Raw genomic sequence first — 13,058 nt, forward strand, 5'->3', positions numbered from 1 at the left:
CAAAATAACCACCACTGGTCTCAACCGGCCGTTTTCCACCGAATTTTGGGGCCCGTGAGGGTGTACATAACGAAGCCCCGACGTTGTCTGCGTCGAAGTAGCCGGCACTACCCCGGTCACAAGACCAATCCGTTCGCATATCATGACAAAAAGCTACTATTCCAGCACCTGTCGAAACGGTATCGTCTGCAGTGGACAGCTCACAGCAGGCGCATTGATCGTATTCTGGGCCAAAAACATCGGAGGTCGGAAAACCGGTGCAGACGAATGAGTGAACATATTGCAATCGTGCTCGGAACCCGTCCGGAAATAATCAAACTCGCCCCTGTTGTCCGTGCGTGTGAAGCCGGCGAAATCCAGTACACACTCATCCACACTGGCCAACACTACTCGAAGTCAATGGATGAGGTCTTTTTTGACCAGCTTGAGCTTCCAGCACCAAACTACAACCTCGCGGTTGGGTCTGCAGGCCATGGGAGACAGACAGGCCAGATGTTGATTGAACTCGAAGAGATCCTCGAAACAATCCAGCCCAGCACCGTTCTCGTTCAAGGTGATACGAATAGCGTACTGGCAGGGGCGCTCGCTGCAGGCAAACTTGACGTGACGGTTGGGCACGTCGAGGCTGGCCTCCGTAGCTTCGACCGAGATATGCCCGAGGAACTCAACCGGGTCGTCGCCGATCACGTGGCCGATCGCCTCTATGCGCCGACAGACCGAAGCCGACAACAGCTCCGTGACGAGGGCATCCCGCACGATCGAATTACGGTCACAGGCAACACGATCGTCGACGCAGTCTCTCAGCATCGAGGGATCGCCGCCGAACGCAGTAGCATTTGTGCAGAGCTCGATATCACAGACGATTTTTTCATTCTGACCGCCCACAGAGCCGAGAATGTCGACGATCCCGATCGATTCGAACGCCTGCTTGAGGGTGTTGGGCGAGCTGCTGCGGCACACGAAACAGAGGTGATCTATCCAATCCATCCTCGATCTGCGAAGCGTCTCGAAACGTTTGGACTCACAGTCCCCGATCGAATTCGAACAGTCGAGCCACTCGATTATCTCGACTTCCTTCGATTAGAATCCGCTGCAGCCCTCATCTTAACCGACTCAGGGGGCGTCCAAGAGGAGGCGTGTATTCTTGGTGTACCGTGTGTGACCCTCCGCGACAGCACCGAACGACCCGAAACGATCTCCGTTGGCGCGAACCGCTTGTGTCCGCCTGACGGCGGTGAAATCCAGGAGGCGGTCCTAGAGGCGCTTTTCACAGACCGCAGTTGGGACCCACCATTCGGTGACGGAACCGCTGGGCGACGCATCGTCGAAGACGTGACTGGGAAACAGCTGACCCCGATTCCATGAGTGAGGTTTGCGTCCACGGACTCGGGTATATTGGTCTCCCAACGGCAGCGATGCTCGCCAATTACGATCACCGCGTGGCTGGGTACGACGCAAATCCAGCGGTCCGATCCCGGCTGCGGGACGGCGAGGTGCACCTCGACGAGCCGGGGCTTCGCGCGTTCGTTACCCAGGCCCGAGAGTCTGGGAATCTTCGGATTGTCGATGAAGGAGTTCCGGCGTCGTATCACGTAATTTGTGTCCCAACTCCGTTCGACCACGAAACCAAACAAGCGGATCTGGAGTATGTCGAATCTGCGGGCCGCGCCGTGTCGGAGTTAATTCGGCCGGGTGATACGGTCGTCTTGGAGTCGACAGTCCCACCGGGAACGACGACAGATGTGCTCGCCCCGATTCTTGAGGAATCAGGCCTTGTCTCTGGGTCAGATTTCGGCCTCGTCCACTGCCCAGAGACCGTGCTCCCGGGTGATATCATCGCCGAGTTGCGCTCAAACGATCGAATCATCGGCGGGATCGCCCAACCGTCGATCGACGCAGCAGTGCAACTGTACGAGCCTTTCGTCACCGGCGAGATAAGCACTGTCGAGGACCCAACGGTCGCAGAGTTCGTGAAGCTTATCCAAAACACCTATCGGGACGTCAACATCGCACTCGCAAACGAGATTGCACGTCTCGCGGGAACCCACGAGATCGACTCACGAACAGCGATCGAGCTTGCGAACGGACACCCACGGGTCGAACTCCACCAACCAGGCCCTGGCGTCGGCGGTCATTGCCTGCCGATCGATCCGTGGTTCCTCGACGACGGGATGGGCACCCTCAATCTCATTTCGACCGCCCGAGCGGTCAATGACGGAATGACCGGCTACGCAATTGAGCTACTGTGTGACGTGCTTGGCTCACTCGACGGCCGTCGGATTGCAGTTCTTGGGGCAGCGTACAAAGGAAACGTCGATGACACGCGAAACAGTCCGGGTGTGAAACTCGCCCGCGAACTCCACGCCCATGGAGATGTAGGAACGACTGTTGCCGTGGCTGACCCCCTCGTATCCGATCCAACACTCGCGCTCACAGACGTCGAAACGGCAACGACCGACGCAGATGCGATCGTGCTGACAGCAGATCATGACGCGTTCAAAACACTTGATCCAAACGCCATGGTCGACCGGATGCGACGCCCAGTCATCGTCGATACAAAAGCGATAATCGATACCGATAAGTGGCAGACTGCCGGCTTCGAGGTTCGGCGGATCTGACACGAAAAGATCGGATTATCGAAGCAGTCGGCGACACAAACGGCTGCTGGCAGTAGGTGTTAATAGATTGTTTACTCTCAGCGAGGATGGCCTGTATCCAAGTATGCAGGTATTATTTATAAGCGTACAACATGTTAACCGATAACGATGAGTTCCAGCGCGTCAGTGGGAGACGAAAGCAAGGGGGGGAGCATCGAGACGGACACGGCCCCAAGTATAAATGACTTACTCGGTCCGGAACGCGATGCGCAGACAGACCTCGAGATCGGAGAAGTATTCGAGATACTAAAAAACGATCGCCGTCGAATGGTTATTGAGTATCTAAAAAATCAAGAAGACGGCTGCGCAACCTTAGATGTTGTAGCCGAGCATATCGCGGCGATCGAAAACGGCGTTGACGTCTCACAGATATCCTCGAGCCAGCGCAAGCGCGTCTACATTGGATTGTATCAGTGTCACCTCCCAAAGATGGATGAGTACGGGGTCGTCGACTACGAAAAGAGCCGAGGGACGATCGAGCTCAAAGACATCTCTCAGTTTGATCGATACCTCGATACCGATGCGGAACCGACGAATGACGGGCAAGCCGAACTTGCAATCGCGGTCGGCGTCTCTGGGATCGTCCTCGTCGGACTCTCTGGTATCGGGCCCCTCACAGCCGTTCCGAGTATCGCTTGGACACTTGTTGCCCTTTCTGCGTTGCTCGGGCTCGGAATCTACAGATGAGCAAGGCGAGTGCCTCGGGGCTTGACCCCGAGGTACTTCACAAACGGCAGTAGCGTGTTAGCTCCCATCGCAGGGAAGTGATGCAAGCCCTTCGTCGATAGATACGGTGGGCTGATAGCCAAGTGACTCACGTGCGCGAGTGATATCTGCACAGCTGTGCTGGATATCTCCTGCCCGGGGCTCTGTGTGGACGAGTTCGGAGCGGCTTTCAGTGACTGATTTGATCCGTTCGGCCAACTCGCGGATGGTGATCGGATTCCCGGTTCCGACGTTGTACGCGCCACCGACTGCATCTGTGGTCGCGGCTGCGATGTTTGCGCGGACGATGTCGTCAACGTGGACAAAATCGCGCGTCTGGGTTCCGTCACCGTGAATTGTGATCGGGTCGTCCTGTCGTGCTTGGCTCAAAAACGCACGAATAACGCCAGCATACTGCCCGCCCCGCTGACCCGGACCGTACACATTAAAATACCGGAGCGAAACCGTTTCGAGCCCGTAGAGGTCGTGATACAGTTTGGCGTATCGATCGGTTGCGAGCTTGTCCAGTCCGTACGGAGACGTCGGTTCCAATGGATCCGTTTCGGCGATTGGTACGCGATCGGGCTCGCCGTAGACTGCTGCGCTCGACGCAACGACAACACGGGTGTCGTGTTCACGGGCAGCCTCAAACACATTCAAACTACCTGTTGCATTGATTTCGTGGGAGCGACAGGGATTCGCAACTGATTCAGCGACGCTTACCAGTGCTGCCTCGTGAAAGACGATGTCGCATCCAGCAACCGCCTGTTTGACCGTCTCCTGGTCTCGGATGTCGCCTTGAATAACCCGGACCGATGTCGGATCAGTCGGTCGATCAACGTCCAATACAGTGACACGGTTTGCCGGCGTTAATGAATCTGCCAGATGGCTGCCGATAAACCCTGAACCGCCGGTGATCAAGATATCAGTCTCTGTGAGCACAACTGAATCTCAGCCAGCGGAGGGTTTGTTATAGGCTGGCTGATGAGGAACGCACCAACAGAATCGATTCAAATTCGGAGAATTCCGACCCACAGAATCGGCGTATTCCCCTGTTAGCGGGAATTTCACTCATATTAACCAAATGACTCCCTCCCGTGTCCTCGTACATGTTCGAACTGACGGGGTTTCAACGAGACCTGTTGTATGTGGCCGCTGGATTGGATCACCCATCGGGACAGACGATCGGTTCCGAGCTACAAAAAGAGATCGACACCATCACCCACGGGCGGTTATATCCAAATTTGGATACACTCGTCGAGCTCGGATATCTCGAACAGGGGCGTATGGATAAACGGACGAACTATTACGAACTCACAGAGGCCGGCAAAACAGCGCTAGAGGAGCGTCGAAGCTGGGAAAATCAGTACGTTGATTTGACCGATTGATAAGGAAATTATCGGAGCCACCCAGAGGATTCGATACCATCCGCTAACCCAGTACCTCGATCCACCACCAGAAAACGAGGAACTCCTCGGATAACCCCGATACGACAGTCACTAGTACCGTTTGCGGTTGTGTTCGCACTGCAGTGGCCCAACTGCGGCGCAACCGCGCTCGAAGCCCTCAACAGTCTGTTATCTGTCTGTGATCCTCGAATGATGGTGATCGATCGGAGAAACAAGTATGTGACCGTCGCGGTACACCACAACGGTACAGCCTTGATGGGTAAACACGACGTGATCAGTGCGGTACTCCTCGGACTGATAGATCGTAAAAAGCTGATCTAGGCTGTCGGTGTTGATCGCCTCTGATAACGGCGGGCCACGTTCGGGGGTTGTTCGGTTGCATTCGGCGATTGCCTGTACAACTGAGTGGCTGAGCGGCTCCGAAGCACTCCAGTCGTGTTGATGGTGATAGATGTTTAGGACGTAGTCCACTGGGCCAGTGTTCGAGGGATCTTTGGTCATGATCACACGGATCTTAGTAGGATATATCAATGTGTGTGCTTTGTTATACACCCTCCCACAGTAGGGTGAAAAAAATGCTCACGGATAATCTCCGGTTTGCAATGAGAATATCCGTTTCTGACATCTCTACTACAAATATTGCGTCGAAGGACGGTCTGGTTCTGCCGACGTTAGTACATACATATCTTAGAACATCTATGGGAAATCAGTTGTATACTTCAGTATGCGTGAGACGGCGACCGTCGCGGCGGTAATCGCGACAATGAATCGGCCGGGATACGTACGAGAAGCGATCGAGAGCGCCTGTGAACAGACCTACGGCCACATTGAGATCGTCGTCGTTGATGGCAGCGATGATCAACGAACAGCAACTGTCGTCTCCGAGCTCCGATCAACCTATCCCGAGCGCCGCATTGTCTATCGACACAACGACGAACCGAAAGGACTCCCTGCGGCACGGAACCAGGCGATCGCCGAAACAGACGCAGCGTACATCGCGTTCCTTGACGACGACGATCGGTGGCATCCCCAGAAGACAAAAAAACAACTATCGCGGTTCGAATCGAGTGATGGATCAGTTGGACTGGTGTATACTGGAGCCTATCACATCGACGAGCGCGGAACGAGACTTCGAACGATCCGTCCGTGCTCAGATGAGTTGACAATTCTCGAACTATCCGTCGAAAACGTGATCGGCACACCCTCCAGCGTGATGGTGACGAGAGAGGCCTTCGATTGGGTCGGTGGGTTTGACGAATCTATGCGGTACTGCGAGGACTGGGACTTCTATCTCAGAGTTGCTTCTGCGTACGACATTGCGTGCATCGCCGAACCGCTCATTGATCGGCGATATCACGACGAGTCGATGATCGCTGATCTCGACTCATTGTTTCGATACCGAAAACAGTTACTAGCGAAACATGCCGACACGCTGGACGCTCACGGAACCACCGCGCGTGCATGGAACAAACACCGCAGGGACGCGGCTGAAACACACCTCAACGCTGGCAACAGGGCACAGGCCAGAGAATTATACTATACCCTGTTTGTTACTGATGGTGACCGTAGAGCCGGTATTGCCTACCTCATCCTTTCATTGTTTTCAGCCGATCGAGCCCGATCGGCTATTCATGCGCTCTCGGCTATCGAACGCCAGTTCAAAAACGAAGGTACCGCGTAAATAGGCCACACAGGATATCAGATGAACTACTCAGCTTCGAGTTCGAGACGTGGAACGTGTTTTGTGCGTGGGGACGGCAGCGTTCTGATCTGTGACAGAACAAAACTGACGGAGTTAGAACCGGTCTTCGGACCACAGTAATTATACTAGCGTTCACAATCGTGTTGCCACTGCTGTTCATGAACCACCGGCGCAAACGCTCTTGGACCCGATACCGTACGATTTGTTGTACAGGCTGACAACCGCTGCGATACGCTCGCGACTGAGAACGCAATGGCGAACGGTACAGTATGTCAACTTGGCTCTGTTGAAATCATTTGTTTCTGATATGTCTCAGACTACTGAATATAGAGGTTGTAGTCGGCAGATCGGTACCAGTAGGCTCAAACTATAACAGTAGTGGCATACACCCTCGTATGTTCGAATAACTGGTCGCATACACTCACTACCCAGCGACTTTTTTGAGTTGTAATAATAAGCAGTGGTGTGACGTTCGACAATCTCTCCAACAATCGGAGTACGGCAGTTGAGACATTTATTGCGGACTGGCTGACTCAACACCGGATTCCGGGTGCTGCGGTCGCTATCGTTGATGCTGACGGTGACCCGTCCGTGTCTGCGGAAGGATTCGGTGCTCGAACACTTGAGACCAATACACCGGTCACAGCAGATACTTTGTTCGGGGTTGGGTCGTGCACGAAGCCGTTCACGGCAACGGCGATTATGCAACTCGTGGAAGCAGGCGATCTCGCAGTTGATGATCCTGTCTCGGAGTACCTCCCGCATTTGGCGGACGCGCCCGGTGACTTGATCACAATCGAAGAATTGCTCACTCATACGTCGGGGATGCCCAGTGACGGTGCAGCAGGCCCGCTTATTACTCGGTGGCTTGGCGTCGGCGGTGGAGAAATCCCGTTGTCGAGTGAGGCTGATTTCCGCCGACACGTGCAGGGTTCGACTGATCGCCGGGTCACTGACCGAGATACGTTCTTTTATTACAACTCCGGGTACATCATGCTCGGTCAGATTATCGAGCAAATCACCGGTCAAGACTTCTCCACATACGTCGAAGAGGAAATCCTTGCGCCACTAGGGATGGATCGAGCTACATTCGATCAGGATGCGTTTGAGGCGGATTCGAATCGCATGACGCCATACATGAAGCAGGAGGGAGCCTCCACGGAGGCTGGGTTCCCGTTTGACCCACTTATTCACCCGGCTGGAGGACTTATTGCCTCGGTTCGAGACCTCGCCAAATATATGCAAGGCGTGTTTGGAGGGACAGCACTCGGCGCAGACAGGGTCGTTACTGCCAAGAGCCTAGAGATGATGACGAAGCACGTCGGAAGCTTGAGTGCGTATTTCGACGGACAGGATCTTGGATATGGGTACGGCTTTATGATGCAGGAGTTCCTTGACGATCGGTGGATCGGCCATGGTGGCTCTATCGGTGTCTCGACCGCGTGGTTCGGCTACCTTGAGGACGCTGACGTAGGGGTTGCTGTTGCCTGCACAACCAGTCCAGAGACCCGTCCAATGGATGCTGGGATGGCTGTTATGGGGCTACTTCAGGACAAGACGCCCGAAACAGTCCAACCTCATTATCGGTTGATGAGCACGCTGGAAGCTGTCACGGGCAAGTACGCAGGGTACCGGAACACTATGGGGGCATCAGTTGAACGAGTCGGTGGCGGACTCAAAATTGAGGTTGATGGTGCTGTCGGTGGGCAAGAACTATTGCTTACGCCGACACGTATTGAGGACGACCTCCTCGTGTGTACAACAGTCACAGCGGCTGGAATGGAGCGCGAGATTCGTTTCGAATTCGGTGACGGGAACGTTGATCTCTTCGTTGGTCGGCTTCGCCTTCGGCACGCAGCGTAACACCTCGTCGGGTTGTTTTGCATTCACAGCCACTAACGGGTGCCACAGGTGACCATGGCATCATTACCTACGTGTGTATCAATAGAACATCAGCTACAGCCTCATTATTCGCAAGAGTCGCGCGTTGTATTTAGCACACATAATATATCAGATTCTAAGGTTTTCAACATAGCCGTCAACTTATATACTAACTTGGTTTCGAGGATAACTATCTTTTGTTCTGTGCTGATGCAAAAACCCCCTCGAGTGCGTTGGCTTCAGTGGCAATATTGAATCGCGTGGCAACGGTTTCTTGTGCACCACGGGCAAGCGAATGTCGCGCTGTGGTACGAGTCAATAATCGAATGACTTCCGTCGCGATCGCTGCTGGGTCCCTCGGCTCGACGAGTAGGCCATTTTCATCATGAGTGATAAGTTCTGGAATCCCCGAAATGCGCGTCGAAACCGGCGGAACGCCGGCAGCCATCGCCTCCATGAGCGCGACTGGAATACCGTCGCGGTCCCCGGATTCGGCGATGACGCAGGGGAGCAAAAAACACTGCGCCTCGGCGAGTTCTCGTCGAAGTGTCTTGTCATCAACTGTCCCGAGGAATTCAACACGATCGGCAACGCCAAGCGCTCTGGCCTGCCGTTGCAGTGTCGCTTGCTGTCGGCCAGTTCCGACAACGTGGTACGTGGCATCTGGCAACTGTGCGAGGATCGTTGGAAACGCCGCCAGTGCGTCTGCGATCCCCTTTTTTTCGACGAGACGGGCGACAGAGAGGATACGGTTATTGATTGATTTGTCGGGTAGATCGAACTTTTCAGGGCGGATTCCCGCTCGGACAATATCAATCGGCGTTGCTTCGACGAATCGGTCTTTAAGATACTGTTGATTGGCTGAAGAGATCGTAACGATCCGATCGGCACTGCGGAGCAACGGACCGGTGTATGCGCCGATCGGTTCACGATAAATATCGTTGGCGTGGACCGTGATCGTAAACGACGTGTCGTAATGTGCTGCAACGTATGCAGCCGGAAACTGGGTTATATCAGCGAAGTGGGTGTGAAGGTGGTCAATCTCCCAGTCAAGACTGTCGACGAAGCGGATACAGCGATCGGCCCGATAGAGGTTGCCGAGATGTTGCCGTAGTGTCGCCCGGTATCGCGCCTGTGAGAGGACCTCATGGCAGATCACGTCGCCAGTAAGGATCGACACAAGTCGCTTTGGGGTGGGCGGTTCAATGTACTGCACTGGTACGTCGAGATCAGTGAGCTCTTGGTGTGTTGGCTCTTCGGTAGGCTCATACACCGAACAGACCGCGACATTGTGTCCAGCCCGACTGAGCTCGTAGATCTCGTTGAGGACGAAGCTCTCAGAGAGCTTTGGAAACACCCGGAGATAATACAAGAGATTCATTAGTGTCTATCTGAGCAGTTTGATCGCGTTGCACCACTAGTAGAATTCCCACCTGGAGAGCGTTTTCGCCGACAGTTCCTGAACAGCACTATGCACAGACTTGCAACCGATACAATCAGCACAAACGCGACGGTAGAGGTCTCCGCAGAGTCAGACAGTCCATCACGGCAAGACACACCTCCTCCGTCTATCGGCATCTTGTGTCCACGTGTGTCTGCGTGTCACGTAGTTAAGATACGTTTAATCGAATGTCCCAAGGATGCCAATTGATTCAGTCAGTTCAGCCGGAGGAACGACTGATCGGTCGAGTATATTACAGATTACTGATGGTGTCTCCGGAAAGTGAGCGGCGATTACTGTGGTATTACGCTTGTGGGTCGCTGACTGGTATGCGGTGTATACCTTTTGTAACCGCTTGGGTATGTCAGACCACCTCTGTATATGACGACCCAATACACGTTCCGTCGGAAGGTGATCGCGCTATATCGCGTTGCCCGGTATCGCCCCAAGTATGCCGCCGCAATTGTTGTGTTAAGTATCGGCGCGGCGGCACTTGAGGGGATCGGACTAGGGTTTTTATTGCCAATTGTCGAAAGCTTCGAAAGCGGCGGCTCGATTGATCCCTCCGGGGGATTACTGGGACTGTTTCAATCCGCGTACGCCGCGGCTGGCGTCCCGTTCACGATGGGGTATCTCGTCGCCGGCGTAATGACGGCCATGGGGATTCGATACTCGCTCAGTTTTATTGTCGCTTGGCTTCGTGCGGCTATCCGCGTCCACTACGTCACACATATCCGGCTCATTGCGCTTGATCGAGCGCTCGACGCGAAGATGAGCTATTTCGATCAGGAAGGCTCTGATGAGATTTTGAACACGATCATCACCGAGGCAAAGTACGCAGGCAAATCAATAAGTACGCTTGTGTCGCTGACCCAGCGAGGGCTGTTGGCAGCGGTGTATCTCACAATCGCGCTGTACTTCGCCCCGGTTCTCACCGTGGTCGTGTTCACCCTGTTCGGGACGCTCGTGATTGGTTCGCGCTACATCGTCGAATCCGGCTACTCGGTTGGCGATCGTCTTGCAACGGCAAACGAACAGATTCAGCGGTCTGCACAGGCCGGAACACAGGGGATCGGTGCTGTCAAGCTCTTCGGAATGAAATCGCGAATCCGATCGGAGTTCGCCGCGGCAACCGATCAATTCACGGAAGCTAAAATAGGGGTCGAGCGGAACAAGGCGGCGATTACTGACGGCTACCAACTCGCTGCGGCCGTGTCACTTTTTGCGCTCATCTACCTCGCGTTTGCGTTTGCGAACCTTTCGCTCGCGTCATTTGGAGTCTTTTTGTTCGCGATCTTCCGGCTGACGCCGATGGTAAACAGCATCAATGAGAGCATCTACGACCTCGAACAGCGACTTCCACACCTCATACGGGTACAGGAGTTCACAGACGAACTCGAGCGCGAGCGCGAACCGAGTTCGGGGGCCCGGCACTTGCCGGTGCCGGTCGAGACAGTCACGGTGTCCGACGTTTCGTTTGCGTATCCGACGTCCGAGCGTGTGTTGTCGAACCTCTCTTTCGAGGTGAGTCGAGGAGAGTTCATTGCGTTTGTTGGCCCCTCCGGGGCAGGCAAGTCGACGATCGCCTCGCTTTTGACTCGTCTCTACGAACCGGATAGCGGCCGAATCTACGCAAACGGTGTCCCAATAGACGAGGTAGATATGGCTGCGTGGCGCGACCGGGTGTCAATCGTCAGACAGCAACCACATCTATTTAACGCAACCCTCGCAGAGAACGTTATGATTGGGCAATCAGATGCGACTCGTGCGGAGGTCGAACAGGTCTGTGCTGTCGCACAAGTCGATGAGTTCGTCGACAACCTCGAAGACGGGTATGACACTGCACTCGGCGACAACGGAGTTCGACTCTCCGGTGGCCAACGCCAGCGCGTCGCGATTGCGCGTGCATTGTTAAAAGACGCAGATCTGTTGGTGATGGATGAAGCAACGAGCGACCTCGACACCGCACTAGAAAAACGAGTACATACGGCCATCGAACAGATGGATCGAGACTTTGCGCTCGTCGTGATCGCACACCGCCTGTCAACCGTAACCGACGCAGATCGGATATATACTGTCGAAGACGGATCCATAACAGAAGTAGGAGGACATGGAGAGCTCCTTGAGGCTGGTGGGCAGTACGCTGACTTCTACGCACTGCAAGCGGAGACCAACTGATGACAGACCCGAACGACAATCGAGCTCGAGATAGCCCACCAAACGGCTTTGAGCTCGACGGCCGAGTGCCAGGGCGACTCAGTGTTGTCGTTCCGACGTATGAGCGTTCGGAGATGTTGAATGTGGCTCTCGAGAGTGTCTGTACACAAACGTATACAAACATCGAACTGATCGTCGTCGACGACGGCTCGTCTGTACCAGTCACTGAATCGATGCTTCCGTCTACTGCCGATCGGCTGACCTCGGTTAAAATACGAAGACACGAAACAAATCGCGGCGCAAACGTCGCCCGAAACACCGGAATTTGTGCATCGACCGGCGAATACATCGGGTTTCTCGACGACGATGACCGGTGGAACAAACAAAAGGCCGAACGCGTCGTTTCACGATTTGAGTCGACAGATCCGGCCGTCGGAGTCGTATATACAGGAAAGCAAACCGAACGGAGCAACGGAATCGAGTCGATAACAGTGCCGACCTGGAGTGGCGACGTGACGAAGAAACTGCTTGTCGGTAAGAACTTTGGGCAGTTCTCAGCGGTGACAGTCCGAGCACGCGTGATCCCCGACGCGGGGCTTCCAGACGAGCGGTTTCCGGCATGGCAAGACCGCGAGTGGTTCTTCCGGCTCAGTCAGAACTGCCAGTTTGAACCGATCGAAGCGCCGTTGACAATCCGGAAGGTTACGCACACCAATCGGATTGGATATGGATTCAAAGCACAGCGTGACATCGCTTATCCCCTTTTCATAGACAAACACTACCAGATGGCCCGCGAGTACGGCCGGTACTACGCACGGTCCTTCGTCGCATCGCTCCGGCGGGCACTCGCAGGAACCGCGCTCCGCTGTGGCCGCTATCGGGAGGCACGAAAGTACTATCTGTTATCACTCGCCGCAAATCCGCTGCAGTGGAGGTCATATCCATACGTCGCTGCGACGATCGGCGGTCAGTGGTCATACCAGCCTATACGTCGACTGAAACGTACTATTACGGGGGTTGCATAATGCTGGCCGCAGCGAGAAATTCGATCGCCCTCCTGGACGAACAAAGGGTACACATAGTCGTAGACGGTCACAATCAGTGGT

The 13,058-nt window shown here is 54.6% G+C and carries 11 protein-coding genes; 8 read left to right on the top strand and 3 right to left on the bottom strand.

Features of this window, described 5'->3' with window-relative positions:
- Nucleotides 1–267: 267 nt before the first annotated feature.
- From wecB to E5K03_RS00175, 3 genes are all read left to right on the top strand, one after another.
- The gene (wecB, locus tag E5K03_RS00165) at nt 268–1,365 is read left to right on the top strand and encodes a non-hydrolyzing UDP-N-acetylglucosamine 2-epimerase (RefSeq protein ID WP_138004364.1); all 1,098 of its coding nucleotides are present in this window, start codon (nt 268–270) and stop codon (nt 1,363–1,365) included.
- Nucleotides 1,362–2,618: a nucleotide sugar dehydrogenase gene (locus E5K03_RS00170; RefSeq protein WP_138004365.1), complete on the top strand. Its 1,257-nt coding sequence runs from the start codon at nt 1,362–1,364 to the stop codon at nt 2,616–2,618. The genes wecB and E5K03_RS00170 overlap by 4 nt, the downstream gene beginning before the upstream one ends.
- A gap of 147 nt (nt 2,619–2,765) precedes the next feature.
- Nucleotides 2,766–3,344: a DUF7344 domain-containing protein gene (locus E5K03_RS00175; protein WP_138004366.1), complete on the top strand. Its 579-nt coding sequence runs from the start codon at nt 2,766–2,768 to the stop codon at nt 3,342–3,344.
- A gap of 57 nt (nt 3,345–3,401) precedes the next feature.
- On the opposite strand, the gene E5K03_RS00180 is transcribed toward E5K03_RS00175, so the two are convergent.
- Nucleotides 3,402–4,304, bottom strand: coding sequence for an NAD-dependent epimerase/dehydratase family protein (locus E5K03_RS00180; RefSeq protein WP_138004367.1), 903 nt, complete (start codon nt 4,302–4,304; stop codon nt 3,402–3,404).
- Between the two features lie 167 nt (nt 4,305–4,471).
- Here E5K03_RS00180 and E5K03_RS00185 point away from each other — a divergent pair, with 167 nt between their 5' ends.
- Nucleotides 4,472–4,750, top strand: coding sequence for a PadR family transcriptional regulator (locus tag E5K03_RS00185; RefSeq protein WP_171006550.1), 279 nt, complete (start codon nt 4,472–4,474; stop codon nt 4,748–4,750).
- A gap of 189 nt (nt 4,751–4,939) precedes the next feature.
- On the opposite strand, the gene E5K03_RS00190 is transcribed toward E5K03_RS00185, so the two are convergent.
- On the bottom strand, nt 4,940–5,272 hold the full coding sequence (locus E5K03_RS00190; protein ID WP_138004369.1) for a HalOD1 output domain-containing protein: 333 nt from the start codon (nt 5,270–5,272) through the stop codon (nt 4,940–4,942).
- 223 nt (nt 5,273–5,495) lie between these two features.
- On the opposite strand from E5K03_RS00190, the gene E5K03_RS00195 reads away from it, so the two are divergent.
- Nucleotides 5,496–6,452: a glycosyltransferase family 2 protein gene (locus E5K03_RS00195; protein ID WP_138004370.1), complete on the top strand. Its 957-nt coding sequence runs from the start codon at nt 5,496–5,498 to the stop codon at nt 6,450–6,452.
- A 486-nt stretch (nt 6,453–6,938) separates the two neighbouring features.
- Nucleotides 6,939–8,336, top strand: coding sequence for a serine hydrolase (locus E5K03_RS00200; RefSeq protein ID WP_138004371.1), 1,398 nt, complete (start codon nt 6,939–6,941; stop codon nt 8,334–8,336).
- Nucleotides 8,337–8,544: 208 nt separating this feature from the next.
- Here the strand turns inward: E5K03_RS00200 and E5K03_RS00205 are convergent, their stop codons facing one another.
- Nucleotides 8,545–9,735: a glycosyltransferase family 4 protein gene (locus E5K03_RS00205; RefSeq protein ID WP_138004372.1), complete on the bottom strand. Its 1,191-nt coding sequence runs from the start codon at nt 9,733–9,735 to the stop codon at nt 8,545–8,547.
- 441 nt (nt 9,736–10,176) lie between these two features.
- Between E5K03_RS00205 and E5K03_RS00210 the strand changes: the two genes are divergently transcribed.
- Nucleotides 10,177–11,973: an ABC transporter ATP-binding protein gene (locus E5K03_RS00210; RefSeq protein WP_138004373.1), complete on the top strand. Its 1,797-nt coding sequence runs from the start codon at nt 10,177–10,179 to the stop codon at nt 11,971–11,973.
- Nucleotides 11,973–12,977, top strand: coding sequence for a glycosyltransferase family 2 protein (locus E5K03_RS00215; RefSeq protein WP_138004374.1), 1,005 nt, complete (start codon nt 11,973–11,975; stop codon nt 12,975–12,977). Before E5K03_RS00210 ends, E5K03_RS00215 begins: the two co-directional genes overlap by 1 nt.
- Nucleotides 12,978–13,058 lie beyond the last annotated feature (81 nt).

Origin of the sequence: Halalkalirubrum salinum, assembly GCF_005543295.1 — an archaeon.
Classification (GTDB): Archaea; Halobacteriota; Halobacteria; order Halobacteriales; family Haloferacaceae; genus Halalkalirubrum; species Halalkalirubrum salinum.